The sequence below is a fragment of the Apibacter sp. HY039 genome, from assembly GCF_004023655.1.
GTDB lineage: Bacteria > Bacteroidota > Bacteroidia > Flavobacteriales > Weeksellaceae > Apibacter > Apibacter raozihei.
Genome location: NZ_SAYM01000003.1, coordinates 239,197 through 256,126 on the forward strand (window position 1 = coordinate 239,197; position 16,930 = coordinate 256,126).

Consider the following 16,930-nt stretch of genomic DNA (forward strand, 5'->3'; position numbering starts at 1 on the left):
ATTTAATCAAATGAAATATATTAAAATAAAAGCTTTTAAATTGTTTTTTTTAATTGCTTTAACCGTAGGATATTCTTTTTCCTATGCTCAAACTGAAAGGCCTAAATTAATTATTGGTATTGTCGTTGATCAAATGCGAATGGAATACCTTTACAGGTACGATCCTTATTTTTCAAACAAAGGTTTTAAACGATTGATAAAGGATGGATTTCTTTATTCAAATATGCATTATAATTATGTACCTACACACACTGCACCTGGACATGCATCTATATATACAGGTACCACACCTGTAAATCATGGAATTATGGGAAACAGCTGGTATAACCGGGAACGTAAAAAGAAAATGTATTGCACTGAAGATGATACAGTAAGTCCTTTAGGAACACCGGCTCAGGAAAGTGAAGGTAAAATGTCTCCTAAAAATTTACAGTCTACAACCATTACAGATGAATTAAAATTGTCAACAAATTTCAGAGGCAAAGTTTTTGGAGTAAGTATGAAAGACCGGGGGGCTATTTTACCTGCCGGTCATTTTGCCGATCGTGCGTACTGGCTTTCGGATAATGGAAACTTTATCTCAAGTACATTTTACGGTAAAGATTTTCCTGCTTGGGTAAATACGTATAATCTGGAGAAAAAGTATATGAAATATATTAATGAAGGATGGAACCTTTTTAGAGATAAATCTCTATATAAAGAGAGCCTTTCAGATAATAATTCGTATGAAATGATGTCATTTACGGCAGATCAAAAAGCTGTATTTCCATATAATTTAAAAGAAGCTTACGATAAACAAGGTGCAAAAGTTTTAAAATCCACTCCTTTTACAAGTGATATGATCGTTGATTTTGCTAAAGAATTAATTGTCAGAGAAGATTTGGGTAAAGATGCTGATACTGATTTTTTAGCTTTAAGCTTTTCTGCCACTGATGTGATTTCTCACATGACTTCGCCAAGATCTATGGAAACTCAGGATACTTATATGAGATTAGATGAAAATATTGCTGATTTACTCTCATTTTTAGATGCCAAAATAGGCAAAAACAATTACTTATTGTTTTTGACAGCCGATCATTCCGGTGCTGAAAACCCTCTTTACTTAAATGATAATGGATATGAAGTTGCTTCTATTGATTACAAAGAAGTAACAAAAAAACTTAAAGATTTTTCTGTACAGACTTTCGGAAAAGATTTTATTGAAACTTATTCTACACAAAACATATATTTGAACGAAGATGCTATTACATCATCAGGTAAAAACCCAAATGAAATTATTGAAAAATTAGTCTCTTATGTAGAAAGTTTTCCTTGGGTTAAACGAGTGTATACTGAAGCTCAAATTTTATCTGCTAATCCTACTGATGAGCATGCTTCAATGATTTTCAGAGGATATGATAAAACTCAAAACGGGCAATTATATGTTCTTTTAAAGCCTGCATATATGGAATATATGAAGGAAGGAACTACCCATGGTGCAAGCTATACTTACGATACGCATGTACCTGCTCTATTTTACGGCTGGAAAATTCATCATGGAATAAGTCATAAAAAACAAGTGATTACCGAAATAGCCCCTACTTTGTCTCAAAAAGTACAGATTACATTTCCTAATTCAACTTCTGCTCAGGTCCTTAATGAAATTTTAGAATAATTTTTAAAAATTAGAGTTGAAAGACCTTGGCTATTGAACTATTAACTTCAAACTCTGAGGTCTTTCAAAATTATCACCTGTAATTTGAACCATATATATTCCTGATTCAAGCTCTGAAATTTCCATTTCAGATTTATTATTCACTTTTTTTATCAACTTACCTTCTTGGTTATATAAAAATATTTTTTTTATTTTATCAGGATTTGTACACAGGATGCTAAATCTGGAAGTTGCTGGATTGGGCGAAATTTGGTAGTCTGTTTTCTTATGAGTAGTTTCATCAACAGCCAGCAATGGATTGATTATATTCATGGTTAACAAAGCCCAACCTGCATCTCCGATATAACAAGGAGGACTGGGGTATAAACCGTTGTATTCTCTGAGAAGCAAATTAAGTTGCCTATTGGCTTTATTCAAATTTTCATTTTTAGAAAATATATAACCTACAAAAGCATTAAAATATTGATTTTTTTTTCGGAGTGCCAGTCTGGAAATTTATGTTCAACCATTTTTCTTGAGTATTCTGAGCGCAAATCACTGAATTGATCCACTTCAAATAACTGTGGCCATAGCGTAGGTACTATTCCTCCCTTATTTCCATACCAAATATCGGGATTCGAATTTATATTCAGTTCCCATTTATATAAATCTGTTGTATAATCATATAATAAATTTTGAATTGCAACCTTACAATTTTCAGCTTTATTTTGATAATATTCTGCTAAAACCTGGTCATTATAAATTTCATTTTCTATTTTAGATAAATACAAAAAACCTTTATAAACTTCACAATTGTCCATCGTATAATAAGCAGAATAATCTTTTTTGGCAATAGTCAAATTATTTTCTTTCAAAAGATTATTTATAACATAGTGTGCAGAAAGTTCTAATTTCTTTTTAACATCAACAGTAAAAAGTGTTAAGTCTTTGGAATGTTTATAATACTCATAAGTAACAACCCAGAAAAGTGCTAAGGCACTGTCTTCGGCATCTATATCATTGCAGAAATATTTTAAATTTTTATTGATACAAGTAGTACCTTCTCCTGAAAGGGTATAATAATGATTTAAGATATTACCTCTAGAATCTAAATGCTTGATAAACCAATCTATCCATAGTTTCACAAAATTAAACTTTTCAGAATGTTTACTATTTAAAATACCTAAACAAGCAATATGGCTGAAATAAGGATAAACAGAAAAATACGCATTCCCTGATAGGGAATCTTCTATTACCGGATAGTCACTTGTTTTTATCGCACCATACGAAGTTAATTCACGATTAGTATATTGCTGACGAAAAATATACCCGGCTAACCTATCTCTATCCTCCTCTGTAAAGTTTTGACTATATGCTGAATTATGGATTTGAAAGACAAGTAAACAAATTATAAAATATTTTTCCATAAACTATTGATTAAACAAAATTGTTTATCTCAAATATAATTGTTTAGGAAAAACTATTTCATTAAAATTTACTTTTTATTGACCATATAATAACTAATATATAATATTATAACCCAGACAGGTATTAATTCCACGGATAATTCCATGCCTGTCATCCACATAATCGGTAAAATAGCTGCAAGAAAAATCAAACAGATATAATTTCCTACAGGATACCAGAAAGCTGGAAATTTAGTTTGAACTATCCCCTGTTTTATTTTATTTTTTTTGAAGTATAAATGGGTTAGGCTTATCATTATCCAATTAATAATCAGTGCAGAAACAACTAAAGACATAAGATAACTAAGAGCTTTTTCCGGAATTAATTTATTAATAACAACACAGATTGCAGCAAATAGTGCCGACACTAGTATTGCCATAATAGGAACATGGTTTTTGTTTAAACGAATTAAAAACTTAGGTGCGTTTCCTTGTACTGCAAGGCCATAAAGCATCCGACTATTACTATAAACACTACTATTATATACGGATAAAGCTGCTGTTAACACTACTAAATTCAAGACATTTGCAACAATACTGGTGAAATAAAAAGTGGTACCTAATATAGTGAACTGAAACCCTTTTAGTGAGCTGAATATAGTTACAAAAGGACTGCTCCCCGGGGTTATATCTCGCCAGGGAGATAAGGAAAACAAAATAATTAAAGCTCCAACATAAAAAATTAAAATTCTATAGATTACCTGATTAGTTGCTTTCGGAATGGTTTTTTCAGGATTTTCAGCTTCTGCAGCAGTAATGCCTATAAGTTCTAATCCGCCAAAAGAGAACATAATAAAAGCCATAGCTGCTAATAAGCCCTGATATTTACCTTCTGCATCTAATGAAAATATTCCTTTTGGAAAAAAACCACCGTCATTCCATAAATTAGAAATACTGGCTTGTGGACCTGCACTTCCGCTTATTAAAAGATACGCTCCAAATGCAATCATTGCTACAATGGCAAAAACTTTTATAATTGAAAACCAGAATTCAGCTTCTCCATAAATTTTAACGTTCGCAAGATTCAATAAATTAATAACAACAAAGAAAAAAAGACTGGATAACCACAAAGGTATTTCAGGCCACCAAAACTGTACATAAACACCTATAGCAGTTAATTCTGACATGCTGACCAATATATAGAGTATCCAGTAATTCCATCCGGAAGCAAAACCGGCAAAATTACCCCAGTATTTATATGCAAAATGGCTAAAACTACCGGATACGGGTTCTTCAACGACCATTTCCCCTAATTGTCTCATAATCATAAATGCTATAAAACCTGCAATGGAATAACCTATAATAACAGAAGGACCAGCCAAAACAGCTGCCGGACCAATTCCTAAAAATAATCCTGTACCTATAGCTCCGCCCAAGGCAATTAACTGAATATGACGATTAGAAAGGCCTCTTTTTAATCCTTTTTGTTCTTTAGACTCTTTATTTTTCAAGATCTTTGTTATTTTAAATTGACAGCTTCGCAAATATAACTGAAATGAGCTTAAATAAAAAAGAAAACCGTTCATATTATCCTGTTTAATATATTTTTATTTAAATCTTTAGAATCAAAACATTTCTGTTTAAATTTGCAACTTGTTTTAAACAATTTACCTGATATATTACTCATGTACAAAGAATTTTCTCTTTCTGAAAAAAAACGGATTCGTTCCGGAGTTTTTGCTTTTTATTTTGCACAAGGTATATGTTTTGCCAGCTGGGCAAGCAGGATACCAGATATTAAAAATTACATGAACATGGATGATGCTTCATGGGGAAATATTCTTTTAATGCTTCCTATCGGGCAAATTTTAGGTATGGCTCTTTCGGGATTTCTTATTTCTAAATTAGGAAGTAGAAAGGTCTTATTAATTGCCCTGCCTTGTTATAGTTTATGTCTAATAGCTATCGGATTGTCTCCTAGCCCTTTATTACTAGTAACCAGCCTTATTTTATTTGGTTTTTTTGGTAATTTTTGCAATATATCAGTAAATACGCAAGGAATTATAGTTGAAAATATTTATAATAAATCCATTATGTCTTCTTTTCACGGAGGTTGGAGCGTAGCCGGTTTTGTAGGATCTTTATTTGGTTTATTACTTGTTAATCTGGGGCTTGAACCTTATCAGCATTTTATACTGATTCTTTTTATCGTAGTTATATTTATGGTTATAAATTATAAATATTTACAGCCTGACATGAAACCCCGAGAGGTTAAAATTTCTGTAGATTCTCCGGTTGAAAAAAAGAAAAATAAACCGGAAAATTTTTTATTTTTCCTGGGTATAACAGCTTTCTGTGGAATGGCTTCAGAAGGAGCCATGTTTGATTGGAGTAGTATTTACTTTGAAAAAATAGTTAAAGCACCTGAAAATATAGCTCCTTTAGGTTTTGCTGCTTTCATGGTTATGATGGCTTCTGGTAGATTTTTCGCTGATGCTGCCACCCGTAAATGGGGAAGGTTAAGAATTGTACAAATTTCCGGAATCTTAATTTCCTTCGGGTTATTTTTAGCTGTAATATTTCCTCACATTATCGTCACTACTATTGCTTTTATGATTATAGGATTAGGGGTTTCAAGTATCATCCCTGTAATATACAGTCTGGCCGGACAAAAAACTAAAATTCCTACAGGCATGGCACTTACTATTGTTTCCAGTATAGGATTTATCGGTTTTTTATTAGGCCCTCCTATCATTGGTTATATTTCTCATGCAAGTAATTTAAGATACTCTTATGCTTTAATAGGAATATTTGGAATTTGTATTTTTGTATTATCATCCAAATTAAAAATATTTAAAGAAAAAGATTAAATTTATTTCTTTTTTAATTTATCAAGAGTTAGTGCAAGATAATATCTGACATTTAAACCCGTAAGAAGTAGTATATAAAGATAATAAGGTCTTGAATAATATTTTTTGATAAATATTTTCATGGCTCCAAAAAATCTTTGATAATATTGTTTATTTTTGACTGTTGATTTTCCTTTGTAATGAACAACTGTAGATTTCCCATAGTAGTAATTTTGATATCCTAATCTTAAAATTGTATAGCTAAGATCAATATCTTCTCCATACATAAAATAGGATTCATCAAATCCTCCCGCTTCTTCATAAACTTTTCCGGAAACCCAAAAAAAAGCTCCTGTAAGAATTTCAATTTTCCCGATTTCATATTCACTTATACTAACATTGTAATATCCTTTAGACTGTATATTTTTGGAAAAAAATTTCAAGTACGAAAAAAGCTTACTGAATGTATTACTAGGGTTAGGTATGTTTCTTTTAGATTCTAAGCGATAATTTCCATGTTCATCAGTCATACGAACACCTATAGCTCCCAAATTCTGTTGGTTTTCTGAAAAAACATATAGTTCTTCAAGTGCTGTTTGTGATACTATGACATCGGGATTAACAAAAAGTATATATTTTCCTGAAGACTTTTGAAAAGCTATGTTGTTAGCTTTTGAAAAACCTAAATTTTCAGAATTTTGAATCCATGTAATTTGAGGGAAATCTGAAATTATAAATTCATAACTCCCGTCAGACGAATCATTATCTATTACTATAATTTCAACATTTAAATTTCTGGAAGCATCATTAACACTTTCCAAACAACTTTTTAAATAAAATTTCGAGTTATAATTAACTATAATAACAGAAAGTTGTATCATTTATTTTAGCCCCTGCTGATAAGGAATCCTGTTTTGTATGGACCGTATTAATGTTAATTCATCTGTATATTCAAGTTCATCGCCAACCCCGATTCCCCTAGCTATTGTCGTGAATTTTGCGCTCGTTTCTCCAAGCATTTTATATAAATAAAACATCGTAGTATCTCCTTCAATAGTTGCGCTTAATGCAAATATAATTTCCTGAGTATTTTCTTCTTTTACACGAGTAACTAATGGTGTAATACATAAATCCGATGCACTAATACCTTCCATGGGAGATATTCTTCCTCCCAAAACATGATATTTACCACTAAATTGTTGGGTACTTTCAATAGCCATAACATCTCTAACATCTTCTACTACGCAAATAATATTTCCATCACGGTATGGATTTGCACAAATAGAACAGATTTCAGTATCAGATAAATTATTACATTCTTTGCAATGTTTTATATCATGTACTAAATGCCCCAATGCCTGTATAAGATTATCAGTCTGAATTTCTGGTACATCTAGAAGGTGTAAAGCTAAACGTAAAGCCGTTCGTTTTCCTATACCCGGAAGCTGTGAAATTTCTTCCACAGCTTTTTCTAAAATTTTACTGGAAAAATTCATTTCCTGAATTATTTTTCACCAACAACTTTTTAATGTCCTATGGATGTTAAATATTTTTCTGCATCCAAAGCTGCCATACAACCTGAACCCGCAGCAGTAATTGCTTGCCTGTAACGTTTGTCTGCAACATCTCCGGCAGCAAAAACTCCAGCTATATTTGTTTCTGTAGTAAAAGGTTTTACTGTAAGATATCCGGTTTCATCCATATCTAATTTCCCTTTGAATATATCTGTATTAGGTGAGTGTCCAATAGCGATAAACAGACCGTCAACGTCAAGAATTTTTTCTTCTTGGGTTAGATTATCAATGACTACAGCCTGAGAAACCAAATTATTTTCGCCTTTAAGATTAGTTACTTCATGATTATACATCAATACTATGTTGGAGGTAGCTTCTACTCTTTCCTGCATTATTTTAGAGGCTTTGAGATAATCTTTACGAACAACCATATAAACAGTTTTGCATATCTTAGCCAGATAAGTAGCCTCTTCAGCAGCCGTATCTCCTCCACCTACAACAACAACGTTTCTACCTCTGTAAAAAAAGCCATCGCAAGTAGCGCATGCTGATACTCCTCCTCCACGATATGTATCTTCAAATTCTTTTCCCAAATACTTTGCACTTGCACCGGTAGAAATAATAATCGTACGTGTCTGGTATTCATTACCGGAAGAAGTTTTTATTGTGTGAAATTCTTTTGAATTACTACCAAAAACAACTTCTGTGACTTTGTCTACGATAACTTTTGTACCAAATTTTTCCGCCTGATTTTGTAATTGTATCATCATTTCTGGACCGGTTATTCCTTCAGGATAACCCGGAAAGTTTTCAACTTCAGTAGTAGTAGTTAACTGCCCACCCAGTTCCATTCCTGAAATTAAAACAGGGTTCATTTCTGCACGTGCGGCATAAATTGCAGCAGTAAATCCCGCAGGACCAGAACCGATAATAACAGTTTGTAAAATATTTATATTTTCTGACATTATTTATGTATTAATGAATACTGCTAAATTACAAAATTAATAATTGAGTTGTCTTGTTGTAATATTTAATTTTCAGATACTGTTATTATCAATATCTTTCAACAGACTATTTAATTTTTATTTTTTTTATAACCATTTTAATTTCAGTTATTAAGGAAATAAAAAAGGTTTCTTTTTTTTAATTTTATAATAGGAACTTAAAAAATAGATTAATTCTTTTCTTGATTCTCTTATACATTCATTTATCATATCATAATCTGTTGGAAAAGCTACTGGTGTTTTTTTTATCAGATCTAATTCCCTACGATTAAGAGCTCTCTCATCACCTTCAAATTCAGCAAATACAGATTCAAAAATAAATTTAGAAGTTATAGATGATTCACGCCTAACATATCCATATAAATCATAAATTTCAATATTTCCATTTGGATCATAAACTTCAATAGTTGCATCTAATTTAGCATCTTTTGTCCTTTTAAATTCAGTAACTGTAGCTCTTACTATAACATGCTTATCTACTTTTTTAGTATTCCCTAAAGAATCTTTTATAACATTACCCCTTCCATCTTTTTCATATTCCCAGCCATCAACAATATCTTTATCAAAGTTTTTTGATTTTTTTGTAAAATCATCTTTTCCAATATATAAACGATTCAAAACTACCCTTATCTCATGATCCATATTATTAGGTTTACTGGTAGAAATACGCATCCAGAAACTATTTACTTCATTATTTAAGTTATATAAAAGATTATCTTTAAAGTTTTCAGGCAGTGGATGACCTGTTTGATTTACCGCAGTTACATACATCCTTTCAATGCCATTTTTGTAAGCCTCTTCTAATTTAATATTTACATCTCTGTAATTATAATCTACTTCCTGTACTTCTTTTAGTAGATTATATGCTGATCTGGCATTACTTTTTTTCTTAGTTGTCAAATATTTAAGCGCAGACGTATAGTAGTCGTTTAAAAAATCTTCTTTTGCTTGTTCAAGTTCTAATAAATAGTTTTTTACTGAAAATTTTAATTCTTTATTGTTTTTATATAAAGGTAAATAAGGTTTAATAAGGTTTTCTCTATCATATAAAGTCTTGACCAAATAATATATATCTTTATAATTTGGATCTGATTTTGTTCTCATATTTTGTAAACGGAATTCATCTTGTCTATTTGCTAACATATATGAATTTTGTAATAACTCTAATTGCTTGACTTTCTTTCTCTGACTTGAATTTTTAGAAAAAAGTTTTATAGAGGTTTCAAAGGCTTCTGCATAATTACCTTTAACCATTTTATTGCTTGCAGATTTATATGCACTGCAATTGTATAGTATTGATAGCAATAATGAAAAAATGGAAAATTGAATTAATTTTTTCATAGTAAATGTTTTTAAAATTTTCATAGTAATATGTTAGTTTTGTTGCTTAGGTTGTAACTTTACAGTAAAATTTAATGTAAATTTAGTTATGAATAAATTAAATATAACGCTTTTTTTATACTTATTATTATTAATACCTTGCAATTCGTCATCTCAAGCGTTTAGAAAAATCAATGGTTTTTCTAAAGCTGTTAACGAACGTTTAGAAATTTTCCTGAATTCTACAATTACAAAAACTGATCGAAAAGTTGCTGTTTTTGATTGTGATGGAACCCTTTTGGGTCAAGCTCCTTTTTATCTTTCCGAAGAAGCTATTTACAGCTATGCTAAAGCCAATTTTTATAAAAAGGAAGATGAACTTTCCAAAGTAAAAATGAATTATGTTTACGAGCTATTGCATCCTAAAGAAGAATACGATTATTTACAAAACAGTCTGAATTTTCTGGCAGGTTTATCACCTAAAGAAATAGAGCAGATAGGACTACATACATATCATGAAAAATTTCATGGAAAATTTTATCCTGAAATGAAACAACTTTTAGAAAATTTAAAAGAATATGGATTTGAAATCTGGATAATTACTGCTTCAACTGAAGTTTTATATCAAGGATTTATTAATCAGGAATTAGGAATTCCAAAAGAAAGGATAATTGGAATGAAATCTGTTATAACTGCTGATAATATTGTTTCCAATCAACTAATGATACCATACCCTCAAGACAACGGTAAAGCAGAAGCCATTAATACCTATATTAAAACTCAGCCGTTATTAGTTGCAGGTAATAGCCGTGGTGACATGGAAATGATGAATTTGGCTTCAAAAATAAAAATTATAGTTAATCCAGATAACACATATATTGAAAATGGAATACATTCAGGAGCTATGAAAGGTTATACTGTTAAAGAGTATTGGAATCAAGATCCTGATTGCTTAGAAGTATATTGTAATGATGTTAACGATCATAAAATCTCTTATGCAAGTGAAGAATTTGGTGTTACACCGAACCAGGAACATAAAAAAAATAAATAATTTTTTGTTGACTTTTAAATAATTCCTAATTCATTTCCGGTTTCTTTAATAGCATTAATAGCTTTGTCCAGATTATCAAGAGAATGTGCAGATGAAATTTTAAGTCTTACCCTGGCTTTTCCTGTAGGTACTACCGGGTAAAAAAAACTTGTACTCCATACTCCCCTGTTAAGAAGATTATCAGCAAAATCCTGAGCTAGCTTTGCATCATATAACATTACAGGAATAATAGATGATTCACTTTCCAAAGTATCAAAACCTAAATCTGTAATTTTTTTTCTAAAGTACTTGATATTATTTGAAAGATTAATCGAGAGATCTTGATTTTGAATTAAGATATTAATAATTTTATCTTGAGCGTCTATTACTGGAAAGGAAAAACTATTTAACGTTTTTTGTGATTTATAACGATGTTTTATCTGGTCAATAATATCTTTCTTTCCGGATACAAAATGTCCCAGATTTTTTCCTGAAATATTCCCCAAAGATGATACAATTAAATCTGCTTGATTTTTAATTTGATAGTATTCATAAGTTCCTCTTCCGGTTGTACCTAAAACTCCCGTTGCATGTGAATCATTCAGCAAAATTACAGCTCCAGATTTTTCTGCCACATAACATATATTCTTTAAATCAGCAATAGTTCCATCTAAACTAAAAACTCCATCTGTTACTATAAAAATGTTTTTATAATCAGATAGTTTAGCTTTTTTTAATTGATGATTCAAATCATTTATATCATTATTTTTATAGGAAAAAAAAATTGAATTTCCTGATTTAATACAATCAATTAAAGTATAATGACATTGTTCATCATAAAAAATTATATCCTTTTCAGTAAATAAAGAATCAAATATCCCCCCATAAGCATCCTGAAATGTAGTGAATAATAAAGTACTTTCCTGATTAAGAAATTTAGATATTTTTATTTCAAGTTGTTTAGTTAATGATCTTATTTCATTCATAAAAGGTGTTGTTGATAATCTATACCTTTTAGCAGAATAAAAAGTATCAAAAGTATCACTGGATTGATAAGTGTAATCTAGCCCCAGATAATTAGAAGAACAAAAATTTAAAATTGTTTTTCCATTAATGATATTTTCAAAACTTTTAGAGGAACAAACATTTTTTTCTTTTTGGGATGTTTTCTTTTTATTAATCAATTCTAATTCTGAAGCTGAATAAGACTGGTTATCTTCTGAATACATATAACAACGTTTTTCTAAGGTTTCTCTAACAAATATAATAATATTCTAACAACGATTTTATTAATTAATATTATATTAACACTGGTCTTTAAAACAGGGTTCTTGGATTCTATAATTTATTCATTATTAATGAGTACATTTGTAATTAAGTGACTTAACACTAGATAACATGAAAAAAACAATACTTATTACAGGAGCAAATGGAGGGGTTGCTCAACATTTATCTTCTCTACTTAAAGAAAATTATAATCTTCGTTATTTAACACGTAACAAAAAAAAAGAAAACGAATTTGAATGGGATCTTGTCAATAAAAAATTAGATATCCGGGCATTGCAAGGGGTTAATCATATCATACATTTAGCCGGTGCAGGTATCGCAGATAAACGATGGTCTCAGGAACGAAAAAAAGTTATACTATCTAGCCGAATTGAGTCAGCTCAATTATTATTAGAATCTTTAAAGAAACATTCTTTGCATATTGATTCTTTCATTTCTGCGTCTGCTGTGGGTTACTACGGAATGAAAACATCTGATAAAATATATAATGAAATGGATAAGCCGGGTGATGATTTTTTAAGTGATGTGTGTATACAATGGGAACAGGCGGCTGATAACTTTCTTTTAGAAAATGTTGCGGATAGAGTAGCTAAAGTTCGTTTGGGTGTTGTATTGTCAGATAGTCCCAAGGGGGTTATGGAAATAATAAAAAAAACTATAAAATATTATGTAGGAGCTAATTTGGGCTCTGGTAAGCAATATATGCCTTGGATTCATATTGATGATTTATGCAATATATTTAAAGAAGCGGTAATCAATACTGAAATTTCAGGCACATATAATGCTGTTGCTCCTGAACCAACTACAAACAAAGGATTTACTCATTTATTGGCAGATATGATGGACAAACCTTTAATTATGCCTAATATACCTGGGTTTTTAATAAAATTAGCATTGGGTGAATCTGCTGGGATGATTTTAGAAGGTAGCAGGGTGTCATGCGATAAGTTATTGCAAAGTGGTTATAAGTTTAAATATCCACAGCTCAGAGAGGCTTTACAATCTTTATTATAAAGTTAAATTCTTTAGAAATATTTTAGAATGTATGCACAGTAAAATATTTATTTGAAAATAAATACGTACTCTAAAAACTATTTAATTTAAATCAGACACTAAATAAATTTAATATATATTAAGAAAAATAATTTTGAAAATAAAATTTTTATTGTAAAAAAACACTAATATAACTATAAAAACACTATAATATTACGCTTAAAGCAATATTTATTATTCATTAAATTTACAAATTATCCTTTATTCTAATATATTTATTAAAATTTACACTAAATTATTAATAACGCTATGTTTTATGTATTAAAGTTAAGTATTTGTAACAGTGATAAATTATTATTCATTTTATTATTTTAGATAAAATAAAATTACTATTTTTGAGCAGGTATAAAATTATAGACAGATTATGCTAGTCCAAAAAAAACCAATCTTATAGTATACTATACAAGATTGGTTTTTTATTTAAATATTTTGTTTTAACAATTCTTCTTTTAAATTCCTACATTTTATTTTTAGGATACTGTATGTAAAAATTAGAGGCAGTCTTTAATATATATTCTTCATTAGATGCTGTATCATCAATATAAGATTCCTCCACAGGCTTATCATCATTACCATATAAATCTTTGTAAATATTTGCCCGGATATAATGAAAATACCTGCCGTCTTTGACAATTAAAGAAAGTGCAGTTAATATATCTTTATCTTTAGAATCCTTATATTTATAAAAATCAATAAGAAAAGGAATAGCTTCAATTGCTTTTACTTTAACTAAAGCTTTTTTGTAATTCAAGCCTATAAATTTATCCTTTAAACATGATTCTTTAATAAGCGCTATAACTTCTTTTTTATTACTTGTTAAAAAGGAGATTTGTCTGTCGCTCCATTTTTTATTAGATTTAAAATCGGGCAAATAACCAAATATTTTATTTTCTTCATCAGAAATTGCAGGAATATTCAAGTTATTTTTGCTAACGGATTCAGGATATAGCATGGTATAAGTAAACTTTTCTTTTACAGAAAGTTTTTCAAAATCTTTGTCTGATAATTTAGAAATATCATTTTTAGTATCCTGATTGAGTGATTCCGAAGATTGTTTAAGTTTAGATATCAGCTTTTCAACTTTAGATAAAGCATAGGATGGAACAGCTTCTTTTAAACGGGAATCTTGATATTTTGTTATATTAATATCTTCCTGAGCACTTGCAAAATTGACAGCCCATAAAATACAAAAGAGTAAAATTGTTTTTTTCATAATTAGATTAACTTCATAAAATTTGTATACTTATGCATAAAAATAAAAAAAGAAATAATAATAAACATTCAAATTGTGAAAAATATTCTTTTTTATATAAATAAAGTTATAAATTAAACTTTATTTTAAAACAAATATATAACAATATCTAATCCAATATATATTTTAAAATAAATTAAGCGATAGTTATTAAGAAACTTTAAATCTTATAATAAAAATTTATACTTATTTTAAGATACAAACAGGGATCCATGGTTAAACATAAATCCCTGTAGATATACTAAATTATGTATTTTAAAAAATATTTGTCCTGATTATATTTTGAGAACGTTCCGGACCAACGGATACTAAGTATACATCAATACCCAAATAATCTTCAATAAAATGCAGATACTCCTGAGCGACCTGAGGCAATTCTTCGAAAGTTTTCACATTTGAAATATCTTCTTTCCAACCCGGTAATTCTTTATATACAGCCTGGTAACCTTCCAACTTCTCTGTTGTTGCAGGAAATGAATCTATAAGTTTGCCCTCAGAAGTTTCATAAGCAGTGCAAACTTTAATGGTTTCAAAACCGCTTAAAACATCTAATTTTGTAATTACCAAATGAGTTATTCCGTTGATCATACAAGAGTATCGTAAAGCGACCAAATCCAGCCAACCGCAACGTCTTGGCCTTCCTGTAGAAGCACCAAACTCATGTCCTATCGTTCTTATATGCTCACCTGTTTCATCTTCAAGCTCGGTAGGAAAAGGTCCGTTTCCTACACGTGTGCAATATGCTTTTGATACCCCGATAAGATTTTGAAGGCTTGTGGGAGGAACTCCTGCTCCTACAGATACTCCTCCGGTAGTTGGTGAAGATGAAGTAACATAAGGATATGTTCCGAAATCAACATCCAGCATTAAGGCCTGTGCTCCTTCAAAAAGTATATTACTATCTTGTTGAATGGCATAATTTAATTCAAATTCACTTTCAATTATACGGTTTTTTAATCTCTGACCGTATTCGTAGTACTTTTGAAAAATGTCATCAAAATATAACGGTTCTTTATTGAAAAGCTTTTCGAATAAAGCATTTTTAACCAATAAATTTTCCTCAATTTTAGCTTTAAGAATTTCAGGATTTAATAAATCAATGGCTCGAATTCCCACCCGGGCCACCTTATCCTCATAACAAGGCCCAATGCCTCGTTTAGTTGTTCCTATCTGACTTTTACCGGCAAACTCTTCCCTGTAAGTATCAAGCAGAATATGGTATGGCATGATAATGTGTGCACGACTGCTAATGTAAACATGATCGGTTGCTAATCCTCTTTTTTCAATCTGATCGATTTCATTAAAAAATGCTTCCGGATTAACAACAACTCCATTTCCTATAATACATTTACCTTTGCACTGAAGAACTCCGGACGGAAGAAGATGCAGTACAAATTTATCTTCGCCTACATATACTGTATGACCGGCATTATTTCCTCCTTGATATCGTACTACATAGTCAGATTTTTCCGCTAAAACATCTGTTATTTTTCCTTTTCCTTCGTCGCCCCATTGCAAGCCGACAACAACATACGTTGACATATTTTTTGTTAAATTTTAGTTATTAAATAGTTTCAGGAAAGAAACACAGAGTAGATTCTTTCCTTACAAAATTAAAAGAATTATTGAAATAAATTCATTTTTCATAATAAAAATCAATTGTTTTTTATCAACAAAAAATTCTTTACCTGTTAAAAACTTTCATCTTTTCAAAATTATCTCAAAGAGCATACTCGATTATTTTAAAACTCTTTTAAATCTCTTATTGTGAATTTCCATTCCGGTGTCTTTACTATTTCGTCATCTAAATTTAATTCATACCAAGGCGATAAATCCAAATTATTTAAATTTTTAACTATATGTATACTTTGTGCAGGCATGTAGCTTTGTGCCAGCATATAAACTTTTTTATTGTTTTTAGGATTAACTGCCATATCTACGATAATCATAGCATGTCCCGGTGATCCACCTTTTATAAATACATCTCCTATTTTCATATCTCCGTATCTTTTTATTTTCATTTCTGAAGATAATGAATATGTACCTGCGTAAATATATGTATAAAATAAATATTTTTTAAAATTTGAATAGCTATAATCCGGATTCTCTTTCCTTACCCATTTAAATTGATTTCTTACAAATTGTACTCTGAAACCCTCTGCCCATTTCTTAAATTCTATATTAAAATCTTTATTAAAACTAAAATGAATGTCAGAAAATCTTTTTTCACCATATAAGTATTCTGCACGTAATCTTATGACAGCATCAGCACATTGTTGTAAATTCTGGTCACCAATATCTATATTTAAAATCGCTGCATGTATATTCTTAGGTTTTAATCTGCCATCGTAATAATATACTTTTGCTGTGTCGGGCAATAATGGAAAATTACGTAAATAATGTTCAAACGAATTATCCTGTACCAAAGTTCTTACATATCCTGAAGGTACTTCAAAGCGACTCTGTATTGTATTTCCTTTGGCTATTACAAATGATTTTTCATTTTTTAAATTAATAAAGTTAATGCTATCATTGCTCTTGGAAACTTTATTTCTTGAACATCCAGTTAATAACATAAAAAA

The 16,930-nt window shown here is 30.0% G+C and carries 15 protein-coding genes; 4 read left to right on the forward strand and 11 right to left on the reverse strand.

Going from position 1 to position 16,930, the window contains the following annotated elements; translation table 11 throughout:
• Positions 1-10: 10 nt before the first annotated feature.
• Entirely contained in the window at positions 11-1,654 is a 1,644-nt protein-coding gene (gene pafA / locus EQ921_RS08455) for an alkaline phosphatase PafA (protein WP_128331321.1), read from the forward strand.
• Positions 1,655-1,684: 30 nt separating this feature from the next.
• Here the strand turns inward: pafA and EQ921_RS08460 are convergent, their stop codons facing one another.
• The 3 genes from EQ921_RS08460 to EQ921_RS08470 all read right to left on the reverse strand — a co-directional run bounded on the left by EQ921_RS08460 (position 1,685) and on the right by EQ921_RS08470 (position 4,553).
• The gene (locus EQ921_RS08460) at positions 1,685-2,071 is read right to left on the reverse strand and encodes a T9SS type A sorting domain-containing protein (protein WP_128331322.1); all 387 of its coding nucleotides are present in this window, start codon (positions 2,069-2,071) and stop codon (positions 1,685-1,687) included.
• Positions 2,072-2,097: 26 nt separating this feature from the next.
• Positions 2,098-3,060, reverse strand: coding sequence for a hypothetical protein (locus EQ921_RS08465; protein ID WP_128331323.1), 963 nt, complete (start codon positions 3,058-3,060; stop codon positions 2,098-2,100).
• Positions 3,061-3,128: 68 nt separating this feature from the next.
• The gene (locus EQ921_RS08470; RefSeq protein WP_255424467.1) at positions 3,129-4,553 is read right to left on the reverse strand and encodes an amino acid permease; all 1,425 of its coding nucleotides are present in this window, start codon (positions 4,551-4,553) and stop codon (positions 3,129-3,131) included.
• A 171-nt stretch (positions 4,554-4,724) separates the two neighbouring features.
• Here EQ921_RS08470 and EQ921_RS08475 point away from each other — a divergent pair, with 171 nt between their 5' ends.
• A complete protein-coding gene (locus EQ921_RS08475; protein ID WP_128331325.1) occupies positions 4,725-5,909 on the forward strand; it encodes an MFS transporter in 1,185 nt (394 codons plus the stop codon).
• A 2-nt stretch (positions 5,910-5,911) separates the two neighbouring features.
• Here the strand turns inward: EQ921_RS08475 and EQ921_RS08480 are convergent, their stop codons facing one another.
• The 4 genes from EQ921_RS08480 to EQ921_RS08495 all read right to left on the reverse strand — a co-directional run bounded on the left by EQ921_RS08480 (position 5,912) and on the right by EQ921_RS08495 (position 9,747).
• Positions 5,912-6,769 carry a glycosyltransferase family 2 protein gene (locus tag EQ921_RS08480; protein ID WP_128331326.1) on the reverse strand — a complete coding sequence of 286 codons (858 nt, stop codon included), beginning with the start codon at positions 6,767-6,769 and terminating at the stop codon, positions 5,912-5,914.
• Positions 6,770-7,384, reverse strand: coding sequence for a recombination mediator RecR (gene recR, locus EQ921_RS08485; protein ID WP_128152654.1), 615 nt, complete (start codon positions 7,382-7,384; stop codon positions 6,770-6,772).
• Between the two features lie 29 nt (positions 7,385-7,413).
• Positions 7,414-8,367 (reverse strand): thioredoxin-disulfide reductase, encoded by a 954-nt coding sequence (gene trxB / locus EQ921_RS08490; RefSeq protein WP_128331327.1) that lies wholly within the window; start codon positions 8,365-8,367, stop codon positions 7,414-7,416.
• 150 nt (positions 8,368-8,517) lie between these two features.
• The gene (locus EQ921_RS08495; RefSeq protein WP_128331328.1) at positions 8,518-9,747 is read right to left on the reverse strand and encodes a hypothetical protein; all 1,230 of its coding nucleotides are present in this window, start codon (positions 9,745-9,747) and stop codon (positions 8,518-8,520) included.
• Positions 9,748-9,835: 88 nt separating this feature from the next.
• Here EQ921_RS08495 and EQ921_RS08500 point away from each other — a divergent pair, with 88 nt between their 5' ends.
• A complete protein-coding gene (locus tag EQ921_RS08500; RefSeq protein WP_128331329.1) occupies positions 9,836-10,777 on the forward strand; it encodes an HAD family phosphatase in 942 nt (313 codons plus the stop codon).
• 14 nt (positions 10,778-10,791) lie between these two features.
• Here EQ921_RS08500 and EQ921_RS08505 read toward each other — a convergent pair whose 3' ends face one another.
• The gene (locus EQ921_RS08505) at positions 10,792-11,985 is read right to left on the reverse strand and encodes an aminotransferase class I/II-fold pyridoxal phosphate-dependent enzyme (protein WP_128331330.1); all 1,194 of its coding nucleotides are present in this window, start codon (positions 11,983-11,985) and stop codon (positions 10,792-10,794) included.
• A gap of 169 nt (positions 11,986-12,154) precedes the next feature.
• Between EQ921_RS08505 and EQ921_RS08510 the strand changes: the two genes are divergently transcribed.
• Complete coding sequence (locus tag EQ921_RS08510) at positions 12,155-13,057, forward strand: TIGR01777 family oxidoreductase (RefSeq protein ID WP_128331331.1); 903 nt, start codon at positions 12,155-12,157, stop codon at positions 13,055-13,057.
• A gap of 496 nt (positions 13,058-13,553) precedes the next feature.
• On the opposite strand, the gene EQ921_RS08515 is transcribed toward EQ921_RS08510, so the two are convergent.
• From EQ921_RS08515 to EQ921_RS08525, 3 genes are all read right to left on the reverse strand, one after another.
• Positions 13,554-14,309 carry a hypothetical protein gene (locus tag EQ921_RS08515; RefSeq protein WP_128331332.1) on the reverse strand — a complete coding sequence of 252 codons (756 nt, stop codon included), beginning with the start codon at positions 14,307-14,309 and terminating at the stop codon, positions 13,554-13,556.
• Between the two features lie 294 nt (positions 14,310-14,603).
• On the reverse strand, positions 14,604-15,890 hold the full coding sequence (locus tag EQ921_RS08520; protein WP_128152647.1) for an adenylosuccinate synthase: 1,287 nt from the start codon (positions 15,888-15,890) through the stop codon (positions 14,604-14,606).
• A 200-nt stretch (positions 15,891-16,090) separates the two neighbouring features.
• A complete protein-coding gene (locus EQ921_RS08525; RefSeq protein ID WP_128331333.1) occupies positions 16,091-16,924 on the reverse strand; it encodes a DUF4846 domain-containing protein in 834 nt (277 codons plus the stop codon).
• Positions 16,925-16,930 lie beyond the last annotated feature (6 nt).